The 15,839-nt window shown below is 60.2% G+C and carries 17 protein-coding genes; 14 read left to right on the top strand and 3 right to left on the bottom strand.

The annotated features are described in order from the left end of the window. Window position 1: 1 nt before the first annotated feature. Complete coding sequence (locus AAGW23_RS15745; protein WP_342407308.1) at window positions 2-523, bottom strand: HAD family hydrolase; 522 nt, start codon at window positions 521-523, stop codon at window positions 2-4. Next, window positions 524-1,498 carry a KpsF/GutQ family sugar-phosphate isomerase gene (locus AAGW23_RS15750; protein ID WP_342407309.1) on the bottom strand — a complete coding sequence of 325 codons (975 nt, stop codon included), beginning with the start codon at window positions 1,496-1,498 and terminating at the stop codon, window positions 524-526. It lies immediately after the preceding gene. 260 nt (window positions 1,499-1,758) lie between these two features. On the opposite strand from AAGW23_RS15750, the gene AAGW23_RS15755 reads away from it, so the two are divergent. The 11 genes from AAGW23_RS15755 to hisC all read left to right on the top strand — a co-directional run bounded on the left by AAGW23_RS15755 (window position 1,759) and on the right by hisC (window position 10,358). After that, window positions 1,759-2,574, top strand: coding sequence for an ATP-binding cassette domain-containing protein (locus AAGW23_RS15755; protein ID WP_342407310.1), 816 nt, complete (start codon window positions 1,759-1,761; stop codon window positions 2,572-2,574). Further along, window positions 2,567-3,364: a lipid asymmetry maintenance ABC transporter permease subunit MlaE gene (gene mlaE / locus AAGW23_RS15760; protein WP_342407311.1), complete on the top strand. Its 798-nt coding sequence runs from the start codon at window positions 2,567-2,569 to the stop codon at window positions 3,362-3,364. Before AAGW23_RS15755 ends, mlaE begins: the two co-directional genes overlap by 8 nt. Continuing rightward, window positions 3,364-3,822 (top strand): outer membrane lipid asymmetry maintenance protein MlaD, encoded by a 459-nt coding sequence (gene mlaD, locus AAGW23_RS15765; RefSeq protein ID WP_342407312.1) that lies wholly within the window; start codon window positions 3,364-3,366, stop codon window positions 3,820-3,822. Before mlaE ends, mlaD begins: the two co-directional genes overlap by 1 nt. 11 nt (window positions 3,823-3,833) lie before the next feature. Then, window positions 3,834-4,484 (top strand): ABC transporter substrate-binding protein, encoded by a 651-nt coding sequence (locus tag AAGW23_RS15770; protein WP_342407313.1) that lies wholly within the window; start codon window positions 3,834-3,836, stop codon window positions 4,482-4,484. Beyond that, a complete protein-coding gene (locus AAGW23_RS15775) occupies window positions 4,477-4,803 on the top strand; it encodes an STAS domain-containing protein (RefSeq protein WP_342407314.1) in 327 nt (108 codons plus the stop codon). The genes AAGW23_RS15770 and AAGW23_RS15775 overlap by 8 nt, the downstream gene beginning before the upstream one ends. Continuing rightward, window positions 4,803-5,285 carry a phosphate-starvation-inducible protein PsiE gene (locus tag AAGW23_RS15780; RefSeq protein ID WP_342407315.1) on the top strand — a complete coding sequence of 161 codons (483 nt, stop codon included), beginning with the start codon at window positions 4,803-4,805 and terminating at the stop codon, window positions 5,283-5,285. The genes AAGW23_RS15775 and AAGW23_RS15780 overlap by 1 nt, the downstream gene beginning before the upstream one ends. Window positions 5,286-5,384: 99 nt before the next feature. Then, entirely contained in the window at window positions 5,385-5,624 is a 240-nt protein-coding gene (locus AAGW23_RS15785; RefSeq protein WP_073298764.1) for a BolA family protein, read from the top strand. Between the two features lie 102 nt (window positions 5,625-5,726). After that, on the top strand, window positions 5,727-6,992 hold the full coding sequence (murA, locus tag AAGW23_RS15790; protein ID WP_342407316.1) for a UDP-N-acetylglucosamine 1-carboxyvinyltransferase: 1,266 nt from the start codon (window positions 5,727-5,729) through the stop codon (window positions 6,990-6,992). Window positions 6,993-7,103: 111 nt separating this feature from the next. Next, window positions 7,104-7,733, top strand: a complete 630-nt coding sequence (gene hisG / locus AAGW23_RS15795) for an ATP phosphoribosyltransferase (protein WP_159967241.1) — start codon at window positions 7,104-7,106, stop codon at window positions 7,731-7,733. A 131-nt stretch (window positions 7,734-7,864) separates the two neighbouring features. Then, complete coding sequence (hisD, locus tag AAGW23_RS15800) at window positions 7,865-9,175, top strand: histidinol dehydrogenase (RefSeq protein ID WP_159967242.1); 1,311 nt, start codon at window positions 7,865-7,867, stop codon at window positions 9,173-9,175. 127 nt (window positions 9,176-9,302) lie between these two features. Further along, window positions 9,303-10,358, top strand: a complete 1,056-nt coding sequence (gene hisC, locus AAGW23_RS15805; RefSeq protein ID WP_148925105.1) for a histidinol-phosphate transaminase — start codon at window positions 9,303-9,305, stop codon at window positions 10,356-10,358. A gap of 264 nt (window positions 10,359-10,622) precedes the next feature. Here hisC and algW read toward each other — a convergent pair whose 3' ends face one another. Beyond that, window positions 10,623-11,780, bottom strand: coding sequence for a Do family serine endopeptidase AlgW (algW, locus tag AAGW23_RS15810; protein ID WP_342407317.1), 1,158 nt, complete (start codon window positions 11,778-11,780; stop codon window positions 10,623-10,625). Window positions 11,781-11,993: 213 nt separating this feature from the next. On the opposite strand from algW, the gene AAGW23_RS15815 reads away from it, so the two are divergent. The 3 genes from AAGW23_RS15815 (at window position 11,994) to cysN (ending at window position 15,758) form a co-directional block, all read left to right on the top strand. Beyond that, window positions 11,994-12,752, top strand: coding sequence for a Nif3-like dinuclear metal center hexameric protein (locus tag AAGW23_RS15815; RefSeq protein ID WP_342407318.1), 759 nt, complete (start codon window positions 11,994-11,996; stop codon window positions 12,750-12,752). Between the two features lie 177 nt (window positions 12,753-12,929). After that, on the top strand, window positions 12,930-13,847 hold the full coding sequence (cysD, locus tag AAGW23_RS15820; protein ID WP_342407319.1) for a sulfate adenylyltransferase subunit CysD: 918 nt from the start codon (window positions 12,930-12,932) through the stop codon (window positions 13,845-13,847). Between the two features lie 12 nt (window positions 13,848-13,859). Beyond that, window positions 13,860-15,758 carry a sulfate adenylyltransferase subunit CysN gene (cysN, locus tag AAGW23_RS15825; RefSeq protein WP_342407320.1) on the top strand — a complete coding sequence of 633 codons (1,899 nt, stop codon included), beginning with the start codon at window positions 13,860-13,862 and terminating at the stop codon, window positions 15,756-15,758. Window positions 15,759-15,839 lie beyond the last annotated feature (81 nt).

Here is a 15,839-nt window from a genome sequence, read left to right on the forward strand (position 1 = left end):
TCTAGAGGTAAGCGGCCTGAGCCGCGTCGAGACTGCCCTGGGCACGCATGATCAGTTCGCAGAACTCTCGCGCCGCGCCCTCGCCACCACGGGCGGATGTCACGCCGTGGGCATGCTGGCGAACGAACGCGTCGGCACTGGCGACCGCCATGCCCAAGCCTACCCGGCGAATTACCGGGAGGTCGGGCAGGTCATCGCCCAGGTAGGCGACTTCAGCGTAGTCGAGACCGAGTTCACCGAGCAATTCGTCGAGCACCACCAGCTTGTCTTCACGTCCCTGATACAGGTGCTGAATGCCCAGGTTTTGCGCGCGGCGCTCAACCACAGGCGTCTTGCGGCCGCTAATGATTGCGGTGCGTACGCCGGAGTTGATCAGCATCTTGATGCCGTGGCCGTCCAGGGTATTGAAGGTCTTGAATTCGCTGCCATCGACAAGAAAGTACAGCTTGCCGTCAGTTAGCACGCCGTCCACATCGAATATGGCCAGGCGGATGTCGCGGGCACGTCGTAGCAGGTCGTTCACTTACATCACCCCTGCGCGTAACAAATCATGCATGTTCAGCGCACCGATTGGTCGATCGTTTTCGTCAACCACCACCAGCGCGTTGATCTTGTTGTCTTCCATGATTTTCAATGCTTCGGCGGCGAGCATGTCGGCATGCGCTGTCTTGCCGTGAGGCGTCATGACCTGATCGATGCTTGCCTGGCGAACGTCGATGCCTTTGTCCAGTGTGCGGCGCAGGTCGCCGTCGGTGAAGATCCCAGCCAGGCGGCCGTCTGCCTCAACAACCGCCGTCATGCCGAGGCCTTTTTGAGTCATTTCCAGCAAGGCCTCGCGGAGCGATGTGCCGCGGCTGATCAGTGGTAGGCGATCACCAGCATGCATCACGTGCTCGACTTTCAGCAGAAGGCGTCTACCCAATGCGCCGCCCGGGTGTGAAAAAGCGAAGTCCTCGGCGGTGAAGCCGCGTGCTTCCAGTAGCGCGATTGCCAGCGCGTCACCCAATACCAGGCTGACAGTGGTCGATGAAGTCGGTGCCAGGTTCAGCGGGCAGGCCTCAATGGCGACGCTCGCATCGATGTTGACCGCCGCTGCCTTGGCAAGCACCGACTCGGGATTGCCCGTCATGCTGATAAGGGTGATACCCAGGCGCTTGATCAGCGGCAGTAATGTCACGATTTCGCTGGTGGTCCCTGAATTGGACAGGGCCAGCACCACGTCATCATGCGTGATCATGCCCATGTCGCCATGGCTGGCCTCGGCCGGATGAACAAAGAATGCAGTGGTCCCCGTGCTGGCGAGCGTAGCGGCGATCTTATTGCCGACGTGCCCTGACTTGCCCATGCCGACAACGACGACGCGCCCCTTGCACTGAAGGATGAGCTCGCAGGCTCTGACAAAATGTTCATCGATGCGTGTGCGGAGCTGCTCCACCGCCTCAATTTCCATGCGAATGGTGCGCTGGGCAGTCTCGATCAGCTGGCTGCTCTGGCTCATGTCTGTGTGATCGCCTGAATGAAAACGCGGGATTATAGCGGCAAACCTGGCGCCGCCCACTGAAAAGCGTCGTGCTGATCGTCGCGCCTGTAACTGAACCCAAGCTGAACAAATGTGCGCTCGCTCATGCATCGATACAGAGACCGGCTTGGGAGGCCCATGGCGCGGTGCTATAGTTCGCGCCGCTAAAAACGGCTCTGCGAAGTACCTCCGAAAGAACGGAGGGCGTCTGATTCGCAGGCTGTATCCGAGGAGATCCAATGAGCGCCGCCAACGCTAACGCCGTCGAGCTGAAGGGCGTCACCTTCAAGCGCGGTGAGCGGAGCATTTTCAATAACGTCGACATAGTCATTCCCCGCGGCAAGGTGACGGCCATCATGGGCCCTTCCGGCTGCGGCAAGACTACCTTGCTGCGCCTGATCGCAGCCCAACTCAAACCGACCCGCGGCGAGGTCTGGGTGGCGGGCACCAATTTGCCGACGCTGTCGCGCCGTGAGCTATTCGACATGCGCAAGCAGATGGGCGTGCTGTTCCAGAGCGGCGCCTTGTTCACGGACCTGGATGTGTTCGAAAACGTCGCCTTTCCGCTGCGTGTTCACACTAAGCTGCCTGAAGAGATGATTCGCGACATTGTTTTGATGAAACTTCAGGCGGTTGGTTTGCGCGGCGCGGTCGAGCTGATGCCGGAAGAGCTGTCGGGAGGAATGAAGCGGCGTGTAGCGTTGGCGCGCGCGATTGCGCTGGATCCACAGATTCTGATGTACGACGAGCCGTTCGCGGGGCAGGACCCGATCGCCATGGGCGTTCTGGTGCAGTTGATTCGATTGCTTACCGACGCGTTGGGGATCACCAGCATCGTCGTTTCCCACGACCTGGCCGAAACGGCGAGCATCGCGGACTACATCTATGTGGTGGGAGACGCACAGGTGCTGGGGCAGGGCACGCCGGCCGAACTTCACGAGTCGACCAATCCGCGGATTCGGCAGTTCATGAAGGGGGCTGCGGATGGTCCCGTGCCTTTCCACTTTCCGGCGCCGGCGTATGCCGATGATCTGTTGCGAGGCACCGATGCGTAAGCGTTCCTTGATCGAACGGATCCGTCTGGTAGGTGAGGGTGGAATGAATGTGGTCGCAGCACTTGGGCGTGCGACGCTGTTTCTTTTTCATGCCTTGTTCGGTCCCAGTGGCCTGGATAATCGATTTTCGCTGTTGGTGCGGCAGCTCTATTCCGTTGGCGTGCTCTCGCTTGCGATTGTGGTGGTCTCCGGAGTATTCATCGGCATGGTGCTGGCCCTTCAGGGCTATAGCATTCTCAGCAGCTATGGCTCTGAGCAGGCCGTTGGGCAGATGGTGGCGCTCACACTGCTTCGCGAGCTGGGGCCGGTGGTCACGGCGCTGTTGTTCGCCGGCCGCGCGGGGTCCGCGTTGGCAGCCGAAATCGGCAACATGAAGTCCACCGAGCAGTTGTCCAGCCTGGAAATGATTGGTGTCGATCCGTTGAAGTACATCGTCGCGCCACGACTATGGGCCGGCTTCATATCCCTGCCATTGCTCACCCTGATTTTCAACGTGGTTGGCATCTGGGGCGGGGCAATGGTTGCGGTGGACTGGCTCGGAGTTTACGAAGGTTCGTTCTGGGCCAACATGCAGAACAGTGTTGTCTTTGCCACTGACGTGCTCAACGGCGTTCTAAAGAGTCTGGTGTTCGCCGTTGTGGTGACCTGGATCGCGGTGTTTCAGGGCTATGACTGCGAGCCCACTTCCGAGGGCATCAGTCGCGCCACCACCCGAACCGTTGTCTATGCCTCGCTGGCTGTGCTCGGCCTCGACTTTATTCTGACCGCCTTGATGTTTGGAGATTTTTGATGCGTATCCGCACCCTGGAAATAGGTGTTGGTCTGTTCCTGCTGGCGGGCGTTCTGGCCTTGCTGTTGCTGTCGCTGCGGGTCAGTGGACTGAATGTCGACAGTGCCGACACCTACAAGCTTTATGCCTATTTCGACAATATCGCCGGTCTGAGTGTCCGATCCAAGGTCACCATGGCCGGCGTGACCATCGGTAAGGTGACCGCCATCGATCTGGACCGCGAAAGCTATACAGGACGTGTCACGCTGGAGGTTCAGAAAGACGTCGATATCCTGCCGACGGACTCAACCGCTTCGATCCTGACCGCCGGGTTGCTCGGCGAGAAATACGTAGGCATCGGCGTCGGTGGTGAAGAGGAAACGCTCGGCGATGGCGATACGATCCGCGATACCCAGTCCTCTTTGGTGCTGGAAGAGCTGATCGGCAAGTTTCTACTCAATTCGGTCAATAAAGAGTGAGGTGCAACCCCATGATGACTGCCCTGCGTCGCGGTTTGCTGGTACTGCTGGCGGCCTTTCCACTGCTGGTCCAGGCGGCGCCTAGCGCCCATGAGGTGATCCAGCGGACCACCGACGAACTGCTTGCCGATCTCAAGGCAAACAAGGAGCAGTATCGACAGGACCCTAATGCGTTCTACGATTCGCTCAATGACATTCTCGGGCCGGTGGTGGATGCCGAAGGGATTTCACGGAGCATCATGACTGTGAAGTACTCGCGCAATGCCACTCCGGCGCAGATGACGCGCTTTCAGGAAAACTTCAAGCGCAGCCTGATGCAGTTTTATGGGAATGCGTTGCTGGAATACAACAATCAGCAGATCAAGGTCCTGCCCGCCAGTGGCAGGCAGGATCCCGAACGCACCAGTGTCGGCATGGAAGTGACCGGTCGCCAGGGCGAGATCTATCCAGTCTCCTACACCATGGTCAATCATGGCGGGAATTGGATGGTCCGCAACGTGATCATCAACGGTATCAACATCGGCAAGCTGTTCCGTGACCAGTTTGCCGACGCCATGCAGAAAAACAATGGCGACCTAGACAAGACCATAGATGGCTGGTCTGAGGTGGTGGCGCGTGCCAAGGACACTGAGACGGGCCAGCGGGCGGCGGGCGATGAGTGACGGACGGGTTGAGCGAGGTGCTGGCGGTGAGCTCCGCCTGGCCGGCGTGCTTGACTACCAGTCCGGCCCGACTCTGCGACGGCAAGGCCAGTCACTGATTCGTCAGGCCAAGGGCACCCGTATCTCGGTTGATTGCAGTGCGGTTGATCGATCCAGTAGTGTCGGCTTGTCGTTGCTTCTGGCTTTCACGCGTGACGCGCAGAAACAGGGCGATGAGCTCGTCGTTACCGGGCTGCCTGGGGATATGCGGGAGCTCGCCCGGGTGTCCGGTTTGCTTGATGTTCTTTCGTTTGCGAGCGAAACAGAGGGAGCTGTCTGATGTTACTGCGCTGGGCGGAATCGACGCGGGCCAAGGTGCACTCGGCCGCTGAGTCGTTGGGTAATCTTCTGGTCGAGACCTTCCACTACTTGTCGCTGTTCGCGATTGGAGCTGTGACCGCGTGGGCTGGGTTGGTCGCGTTTCTGGGCATGGTAGAAAAAGGCAGCATCAGCGTTGATGACATTCTGCTGCTGTTCATCTATCTCGAACTCGGTGCGATGGTGGGTATTTATTTCAAAACCAACCACATGCCGGTGCGGTTTTTGATCTATGTGGCAATCACAGCATTGACCCGGCTGCTGATCTCCGACGTCTCGCACCATCACCGTCCGGACATGGGGGTCGTCTATATTTCAGGAGCAATCCTGCTGCTGGCGGTGGCTATCCTGGTGGTGCGCTTCGCGTCATCCCGTTTTCCCGCTGTAACGCCAGTCAGCCGGCATCCGCAGCGGCGTGACGCCGATGCCGAAACGCTCGACTGAATGCGGCTTCGTCAGCCAGCGTGGCTGCGGGGTTCGCAGTCTCCGGGCTTTTTTGTATGATGGCCGGCCGTGCGCGTCCGGCGCCGATCGAGGTTGAACATGCAGGCCGTAGAAGTTAAGAATTTCCTGGAAGAAAAACTTTCAGGCGCTCAGGTGGAAGTCGAAGGCGAAGGCTGCAACTTCCAGTTGAATGTGATCAGCGACGAATTGGCAGGCCTGAGCCCGGTCAAGCGTCAGCAGCAAATTTATGCACATCTGAATCCGTGGATTGCCGATGGCAGCATCCACGCCGTTACGATGAAATTCTTCAGTCGTGCCGACTGGCTTGCGCGCAGCTGATTGCCGGTCACTACAGGCATCTCTCCGTCCGCGTGCGATTGCTGATATCGCGCACGGCTCTTCTTCGCCAGTGCTTCGAGCCTGCGGGTTACGGGAACATTCATGGATAAATTGATCATTACCGGCGGTGCCCGCCTCAATGGCGAGATTCGCATCTCCGGCGCGAAGAACTCGGCTCTCCCGATTCTGGCCGCTACCTTGCTGGCCGACACCCCGGTGACCGTCTGCAACCTGCCACACCTGCACGACATCACCACCATGATCGAGCTGTTCGGTCGCATGGGCGTGCAACCGGTTATTGACGAGAAACTCAGCGTTGAAGTCGACGCCAGTAGCATTCAGACGCTGGTTGCGCCGTACGAGCTGGTCAAGACCATGCGTGCTTCGATCCTCGTTCTGGGACCAATGGTGGCTCGGTTCGGTGAAGCCGAAGTGGCCCTGCCTGGCGGTTGCGCCATTGGTTCGCGTCCTGTGGACCTGCACATTCGCGGCCTGGAAGCGATGGGCGCCCAGATCGACGTCGAGGGCGGCTACATCAAAGCCAAGGCACCAGCCGGTGGCCTGCGCGGTGCCCACTTCTTCTTCGACATCGTCAGCGTGACCGGTACCGAGAACATCATGATGGCCGCGGCACTGGCCAACGGGCGTTCCGTGCTGGAGAACGCCGCGCGTGAGCCGGAGGTGGTCGACCTGGCCAACTTCCTCAACGCCATGGGTGCACGGATCTCCGGCGCCGGCACCGATACCATCACCATCGACGGCGTGAAGCGTCTGGGGGGCGGCCGGTACAGCGTGATGCCCGATCGCATCGAGACCGGCACCTATCTCGTGGCTGCTGCCGCCACCGGCGGACGGGTAAAGCTCAAGGACACCGATGCAACCTTGCTTGAGGCGGTGTTGCACAAGCTCGAGGAGGCCGGTGCTCACATCGATACTGGCAGCAACTGGATCGAGCTCGACATGAAGGGCAATCGGCCCAAAGCGGTAAATCTCCGCACAGCGCCGTACCCGGCTTTTCCGACCGACATGCAGGCGCAGTTCATTGCCATGAATGCGGTTGCTGAAGGCACTGGGACAGTTATCGAGACCGTGTTCGAGAACCGCTTCATGCACGTCTACGAAATGAATCGCATGGGCTCGCAGATTCTCGTCGAAGGCAATACCGCTATTGTGACCGGTGTACCCAAGCTTAAAGGTGCTCCGGTCATGGCGACCGACCTACGCGCGTCAGCGAGCCTGGTCATCGCGGGCCTGGTGGCTGAGGGCGATACCTTGATCGACCGCATCTACCACATCGACCGCGGTTACGAGTGCATCGAGGAAAAGCTGCAATTGTTGGGCGCCAAGATTCGCCGCGTCCCGGGCTAGCTGCCGGAATAGGCCGCCGGCTCACTGCTGGCGGCCAGGGCCGAGACCTGCTGCACCTGTGCGGGCCGCTGCCAAGGTCGTCATCAATAGGCTTCAAGGAATAAACCGTTAATGCTCACCATCGCCCTGTCCAAAGGCCGCATCCTCGACGATACCCTGCCGTTGCTTGCGGCGGCCGGTATCGTTCCCACCGAGAACCCGGAAAAAAGCCGCAAGCTGATCATCCCGACGACGCAGGACGACGTGCGTCTGCTGATCGTGCGGGCCACCGATGTGCCGACCTATGTCGAGCACGGCGCAGCTGATCTCGGCGTCGCGGGCAAGGACGTGCTGATGGAATATGGCGGGCAAGGGCTATACGAGCCTCTCGACCTGCAGATCGCCAACTGCAAGCTGATGACGGCTGGAAAGGTTGGCGCAGCAGAGCCCAAGGGACGACTGCGAGTCGCGACTAAATTCGTCAACGTTGCCAAGCGCTATTACGCCGAGCAAGGGCGGCAGGTCGACATCATCAAGCTTTACGGCTCTATGGAACTCGCGCCGCTGGTGGGATTGGCAGACAAGATCATTGACGTTGTCGACACCGGCAATACGCTGCGCGCCAATGGATTGGAGCCTCAGGAGCTGATCGCAATGATCAGCTCGCGTCTGGTGGTCAACAAGGCCTCGATGAAAATGCAGCATGCGCGCATCCAGGCCTTGATCGATGCGCTCCAGAGCGCCATTGCACACCACGATTGATCAAAGGCCGGACGGTTCGCGGCCGGCCAGCCGATGCGCGTCACAGCCTAAATTTTCAGGTGCCCGCGCGGTCGGCTTGTTAATCTAGGGCGCCTGACCATCGCTGTACTCATCCCTTCATGAGGCCCGTTATGACTGCTCCCATCGACATCCGCCGACTCAATGCTGCTGATCCCGATTTCGCGCGACATCTGGATCATCTGCTGAGCTGGGAAAGCGTGTCTGATGATGGCGTCAATCAGCGTGTGTTGGACATTATCAGGGCAGTACGCGAGCGTGGTGATGACGCGTTGGTGGAGCTGACCCAGCGCTTCGACGGCCTTGAAGTCGCCTCCATGGCTGACCTGATTCTGCCGCGCGAACGGCTTGAACTGGCGCTGACGCGGATCAGCCTGGCTCAGCGTCAGGCGTTGGAAGCCGCCGCTGAGCGTGTCCGCATCTACCATGAAAAGCAAAAACAGGACTCCTGGACCTACACCGAAGCTGACGGCACCGTGCTTGGTCAGAAGGTGACGCCGCTCGATCGCGCGGGGCTTTACGTGCCGGGTGGCAAAGCATCTTATCCTTCATCAGTTTTGATGAACGCCATTCCGGCAAAGGTTGCCGGGGTGCCGGAAGTCGTGATGGTGGTCCCCACGCCTCGCGGTGAGATCAACGAACTGGTCTTGGCAGCGGCGTGCATTGCTGGCGTCGACCGGGTATTCACCATCGGTGGCGCTCAAGCCGTCGCGGCGCTGGCCTACGGGACCGAAAGCGTGCCGCCAGTCGACAAGATCGTCGGGCCTGGCAACATCTACGTCGCGACGGCCAAGCGTCACGTATTCGGCAAAGTCGGCATCGATATGATCGCTGGCCCTTCCGAGATCCTGGTGGTGTGCGACGGTCAGACCGATCCCGACTGGATCGCTATGGATCTGTTTTCCCAGGCCGAGCACGACGAGGATGCGCAGTCGATACTGGTCAGTCCGGATGCAGCTTTTCTTGATCGTGTTGCTGAAAGCATTTCCCGTTTGCTGCCCAGCCTTGAGCGTAGCGAGATCGCTCGCGCCTCGCTGCAGGGGCGCGGGGCATTGATTCAGGTTGCCGACATGCAGCAGGCGATCGATGTCGCTAACCGCATTGCGCCGGAGCACCTCGAGCTGTCGGTGGCTGATCCCGATGCGTGGTTGCCGCAGATTCGACATGCAGGGGCGATCTTCATGGGCCGCTACACGGCCGAGGCGCTGGGCGACTATTGCGCAGGCCCGAATCACGTCCTGCCGACGTCGGGCACTGCGCGCTTCTCGTCACCCTTGGGTGTTTACGATTTCCAGAAGCGCTCGTCGATCATCAACTGTTCGGCCGAAGGTGCGTCCGAGTTGGGCAAGGTCGCCTCGGTGCTGGCGCGCGGCGAGTCGCTTACCGCTCACGCCCGCAGCGCCGAGTACCGAATCAAGGGCTAACTGAGCGTCGCAACCAAGCGGAGCGGTCGAGGCTTCGCTTGTTCTGTTTTGCCAGCCCCACCGGTAGGGAGCTGTTCGTCGCTTCCACTGGCGGCAAATCGATCATTTTCTGAGGAGAGAAGGGCGGATGAGCAAATTCTGGAGCCCCTTCGTCAAGGCGCTGGTTCCCTATGTGCCAGGTGAGCAGCCAAAGCTGACCAATCTGGTCAAGCTCAACACCAATGAGAACCCCTACGGCCCCTCGCCCAAGGCGCTTGCAGCGATGCAGGCCGAGCTGAATGACAACCTGCGGTTGTATCCCGATCCGAACGGCGAGCGCCTCAAGCGCGCTGTTGCTGATTACTACCACGTTCGCCCTGAGCAGGTTTTCGTCGGCAATGGCTCCGACGAGGTGCTCGCCCACGTTTTCCACGGGCTGTTCCAGCATGGCAAGCCGCTGCTGTTCCCCGATGTGACCTACAGCTTCTACCCGGTCTATTGCGGCCTGTATGGCATCGACTACGAGACCATCGCGCTGGACGACCGTTTTCAGATCGAGGTAGCCGATTACGCCCGGCCCAACGGGGGCATCATTTTCCCCAATCCCAACGCGCCGACGGGTTGCTTGCTGGCGCTTGAGGCGATTGAGCAGCTGCTGCAGGCAAACCCCGATTCGGTGGTTGTGGTCGACGAGGCCTACATCGACTTTGGCGGTGAGTCAGCAATCGCGCTAGTGGACCGCTACCCGAACCTGCTGGTCACCCAGACGCTTTCCAAATCGCGCTCCCTGGCAGGGCTGCGAGTCGGTCTGGCGGTAGGGCATCCGGATCTGATCGAGGCGCTGGAGCGCATCAAGAACAGTTTCAACTCTTATCCGTTAGACCGTATTGCCATTGCCGGCGCAGCGGCAGCATTCGAAGATCGCGCCTATTTCGAGCAGACCTGTCAGCAGGTGATTGCGAGTCGTGAGGCCGTCACGGTAGCGATGCAGGCGTTGGGCTTTGAGGTACTGCCCTCGGCGGCGAACTTCATCTTCGCGCGCCATCCGCAGCACGATGCTGCTGCGCTGGCGGCCGGGCTGCGCGAGCACGGCGTCATCGTGCGGCATTTCAAGATGGGGCGAATCGACCAGTTTCTGCGGATCAGTGTCGGGGCGCCGGAGCAAAATCAGGCATTGCTCGATGCGCTAAAGCGCATCGGCTAACCCGTGCGCGCTGCGAGCCTCGTGTTGCTTGCAGCGCCTGCCTCTGGTCGGTGGCGATTGCAGCGCGGCTCGCTGTCTCCGAGCCTTGTGCTCGGTGCAGAACCGGGCAATAAGGTAATTGCAAGAGCGTATCGAGCATCTGCGGCGGCCTCTCTACCTTGTTGAGGCGGCGCTAAGGGTTTCGCTTTGTGGCAGCTCGAAGAAACCTACTTGATGAGCGTCGAGTGCGATTAGCGACAGTGACCGCTTTGGCCGAACAGGAGGTTACTGCGTAGTTTTCTCCACCAGTGGCCGCATGCCCACTTCGGCCGTCAGCGTCAGTGGCTTGCCGTTGCGCAGAATGTCGATATCGATCTTGTCTCCAGGCCGCACGCGGGCAACCTGGTTCATCGAGCTGCGACCGTCGCTGGCTTGGTGCCCATCGATGCTGAGGATAAGGTCGCCGGGCAACAGGCCGGCGCGTTCAGCAGGCCCATCCCGATACACGCCGGCCACCACGATCCCGGGCCGGCCGGCCTGACCGAACGACTCAGCCAGCTCCGGTGTGAGCGATTGCACCTCGACGCCGAGCCAGCCGCGAATGACCTGGCCGTGCTCGATGATGGACTTCATCACGTCCATGGCGAGCTTCACCGGGATGGCAAAGCCTATGCCTTGCGAGCCGCCGGACTCGGAAATGATCGCAGTGTTGATACCAATCAGTTGGCCCGCAGTGTCCACCAGTGCGCCACCCGAGTTACCGCGGTTGATCGCTGCGTCCGTCTGGATGAAATCCTCGTAGGTGTTGAGGCCAAGCTGGTTGCGGCCGGTCGCGCTGATGATACCCATCGTCACGGTTTGCCCAACGCCGAACGGGTTACCGATTGCCAGCGTCACGTCCCCAATCCGGATGCCGTCTGAGTGACCAATGGTGATCGCAGGCAGCTTTGCCAGGTCGATCTTGAGCACAGCAAGATCAGTTTCGGGGTCGCTGCCGATCACTCGGGCAAGCGTCTCCCGGCCATCGCGCAGGGCCACGACGATCTGTTCGGCATTTGCCGTCACGTGATTGTTGGTGAGCAGGTAGCCCTCCGGGCTCATGATCACCGCCGAGCCCAGGCTCGATTCCATGCGACGTTGACGCGGCAGGTTGTTCCCGTAGAAGCGCCGAAACAGCGGATCGTCCTTGAGCATCGGCGGCTGGCTGGCGCTATCGATCACCTTGGTGGTGTAGAGATTGGCCACTGCGGGCGCAGCGCTGCTAACCGCATTGGCGTAGGAGTAGGGGCCTTGCTGGGGGATGCCGATCAGCGGTGCTTGCTGCAGGCTGTATTCCGGCTCGGCGCCAAGCCCAACCAGATGTGGGTAACGCTGAATGATCAGCAGGGCCACTAGCAGGCCTACCAGCAACGGCCAGCCAAAAAAACGCAGGGCATTGATCATCGCGATGGGAAGTCCGGACAGGTTGCGGAAGGCAAGAGCGCCTCTTAAGGTGGCGGCATTATACGAAGCTGGCCGTGAAATGCAGCCTTGCCGGCGGCAAAACTGCAACGCGACCTGTGGAATGCTTAATCCGCAACATATCTGCTGTTTGTCCCGTCTGCTATTCGCCGATGAACCCACTTCGATTCACTGATCCCATAGGAGAACGACTGCATGGCCGTCGCGCTGACCACCCTGGTCGATGAAACCGACCGATTCCTGAACGCCGCAAAGATTCCCGACTATTGTCCCAACGGCCTGCAGGTAGAGGGGCGTCCCCAGGTTCGGCGAATCGTCAGTGGCGTGACAGCCAGTCAGGCGCTGCTCGATGCCGCGGTCGAGGCTAACGCCGATGTGGTGCTGGTGCACCATGGCTATTTCTGGAAGAACGAAGACCCACGTCTAGTGGGTATGAAGCAACGCCGGCTTAAAACGCTGCTCTGCAATGACATCAGCCTGCTGGCCTACCATCTGCCGCTCGACGTTCATCCGGAGGTCGGCAATAACGTGCAGCTGGCTCGCCTGCTTGGGTTGACTGTCGAGGGTGCGCTGGAGCCGGATAATCCTCGTTCGGTCGGGCTTGTCGGTTCCCTTGATACACCCCTCGCGCCTGTCGAGTTCATGCGGCGGATTCAAAGCGCGCTCGGACGTGAGCCGGTGATGGTCGAAGGCCCTGGCTTGATCAGGCGGGTCGCCTGGTGCACCGGTGGCGCACAGGGCTATATCGACCAAGCGGTAGCAGCAGGCGTCGATGCGTACCTGACGGGAGAAATTTCAGAGCCGACGGCGCACATCGCGCGCGAAAATGAGCTGAGTTTTTTTGCCGCCGGCCATCACGCCACTGAGCGTTACGGCGTGCAGTCGTTGGGTGAGTATCTGGCGAAGCGGTTTGCCATCGAGCATCTGTTCATCGATTGCCCAAACCCCGCGTGATCGGCGCTATGGAAGGTTTAGGCGCTGGTTGAAGTGCAACTGAGGCAGGGTTTTGCCCGGCATAAACCTAGAGCATTTAGATCTAAGTGGCGTCCTGATTAGAATCTAATGCCGTGTTAAAGTGCGCCCTCGTTCCGGCCGTGCCGGCCGTCCCACCTGCAAAATTCGTGAGTAGCCATGGTCGACAAACTGACGCATCTGAAACAGCTGGAGGCGGAAAGCATCCACATCATCCGTGAGGTGGCCGCCGAGTTCGACAACCCGGTGATGCTCTATTCCATCGGCAAGGATTCGGCCGTGATGCTGCATCTGGCGCGTAAGGCCTTCTTCCCCGGGCGTCTGCCGTTTCCGGTGATGCACGTGGATACGCGCTGGAAATTCCAGGAGATGTACCGCTTCCGCGAGCAGATGGTCAATGAAATGGATCTGGACCTGATCACGCACATCAACCCGGACGGCGTGGCGCAAGACATCAATCCGTTCACTCACGGCAGCGCCAAGCACACCGACATCATGAAGACCGAGGGCCTCAAGCAGGCGCTGGACAAACATGGTTTCGACGCCGCTTTCGGCGGCGCCCGCCGCGACGAAGAGAAGTCGCGTGCGAAAGAGCGCGTCTACTCCTTCCGCGACAGCAAGCATCGTTGGGACCCAAAGAATCAGCGCCCGGAACTCTGGAACGTCTACAACGGCAACGTAAAGAAGGGCGAGTCCATCCGCGTCTTCCCCCTGTCGAACTGGACCGAGCTGGACATCTGGCAATACATCTATCTGGAACAGATTCCGATCGTGCCGCTGTACTTCGCCGCCGAGCGCGAAGTCATCGAGAAAAACGGCACCCTGATCATGATCGATGACGAGCGCATCCTCGATCACCTCACCGATGAGGAAAAGGCGCGCATCGAGAAGCGCATGGTTCGCTTCCGTACCCTCGGCTGCTACCCGCTGACCGGTGCGGTGGAGTCCACAGCGTCAAGCCTTCCGGAAATCATCCAGGAAATGCTCCTGACGCGTACTTCCGAACGTCAGGGCCGTGTCATCGACCACGATGGCGCAGGTTCGATGGAAGAAAAGAAACGTCAGGGCTACTTCTAAGGATTCCGCACCATGTCTCATCAGTCTGATTTGATCAGCGAGGACATCCTCGCGTACCTGGCCCAGCACGAGCGCAAAGAGCTGCTGCGCTTCCTGACTTGCGGCAACGTCGACGACGGCAAGAGCACCCTGATCGGGCGCCTGCTGCACGACTCGAAGATGATCTACGAAGATCACCTCGAAGCCATTACCCGCGACTCGAAGAAATCCGGCACTACGGGCGATGATGTCGACCTGGCCTTGCTGGTCGATGGCCTGCAGGCTGAGCGCGAGCAGGGCATCACCATCGATGTCGCCTACCGCTATTTCTCCACCGCCAAGCGCAAGTTCATCATCGCCGACACTCCCGGCCATGAGCAGTACACGCGCAACATGGCAACCGGCGCCTCCACCTGCGACCTGGCGATCATCCTAGTCGACGCCCGCTACGGCGTGCAGACCCAGACCAAGCGGCACAGCTTCATCACCTCGCTGCTGGGCATCAAGCACATCGTCGTGGCCATCAACAAAATGGACCTGATGGACTTCGATCAGTCGGTGTTCGAGCGCATCAAGGCCGACTACCTGGCCTTTGCCGAGCGTATCGAGCTCAAGCCGTCGTCGCTGCACTTCGTGCCAATGTCCGCGCTCAAGGGCGACAACGTGGTCAACCGTTCCGAGCGCGCGCCCTGGTATGAAGGGCAGTCGCTGATGGAAATTCTCGAAAGCGTCGAGATCGCGGGCGACCGCAACTTCGAGGACCTGCGCTTCCCGGTGCAGTACGTCAATCGTCCCAACCTCAACTTCCGTGGTTTCGCCGGCACACTGGCCAGCGGCATCGTGCGCAAGGGTGACGAGGTGGTGGTATTGCCGTCCGGCAAGCGCAGCACCGTCAAATCCATCGTCACATTTGACGGCGAGCTGGAGCAGGCGACTCCGGGCGAAGCCATCACGCTGACGCTTGAAGACGAGATCGATGTGTCGCGCGGCGATATGCTCGTGCACGCCGACAACCAACCGCGCATCACGGACAGCTTCGACGCCATGCTGGTGTGGATGGCTGAAGAGCCCATGCTGCCCGGCAAGAAATACGACATCAAGCGTGCCACCAGCTACGTGCCAGGTTCGATTGCCAGCATCACCCATCGGGTGGATGTGAACACGCTGGAGCATGGCCCGGCCAGTAGCCTGCAGCTGAACGAGATCGGGCGGGTCAAGGTCAGCCTCGACGCGCCGATTGCGCTGGACGGCTATGCGAGGAACCCCGCTACCGGCTCGTTCATCATCATTGACCGCCTCACCAACGGTACTGTCGGTGCGGGCATGATCATTGCCGACCCGGTCGCCCACGGCTCGTTCGGGCACCACGGTGCGCTGGCTCATGTCTCCACCGAAGAGCGTGCCAGCCGTTTCGGTCAGCAGCCGGCAACCGTGCTGTTCACCGGCTTGTCTGGTGCAGGCAAGAGCACCCTGGCCTATGCGGTCGAACGCAAGCTGTTCGACATGGGCCGCGCCGTGTATGTGCTGGACGGGCAGAACCTACGGCACGACCTGAACAAAGGTCTTCCGCAGGACCGCGCCGGCCGCACCGAGAATTGGCGCCGTGCCGCCCACGTGGCGCGCCAGTTCAACGAGGCCGGCCTGCTGACCCTGGCTGCGTTTGTCGCTCCGGATGCAGAAGGGCGTGAGCAGGCCAAGGCGCTGATCGGCAGCGACCGGGCTATCACCGTGTATGTTCAGGCTTCTCCGCAGACCTGCCAGCAGCGCGATCCGCAGGGGTTGTATGCGGCAGGTGGCGACAACATCCCGGGCGAATCCTTCCCCTACGACGTGCCGGTAAATGCTGATCTAGTGATCGACACGGAGTCGCTTACGGTCGAAGAGAGCGCCAAGCAGGTGATCGATCTGCTGCGCAAGCGCGGCGCTATCTGATTAATGAAATGAGATGTTATGCCCTGGGCAGCCAGGGCGTTCAGGCTGATGATCAACCCCGTCCATGTGGCGGGGTTTCTT

This window comes from Stutzerimonas chloritidismutans, assembly GCF_038562055.1.
In the GTDB taxonomy this organism is placed as follows: domain Bacteria; phylum Pseudomonadota; class Gammaproteobacteria; order Pseudomonadales; family Pseudomonadaceae; genus Stutzerimonas; species Stutzerimonas chloritidismutans_A.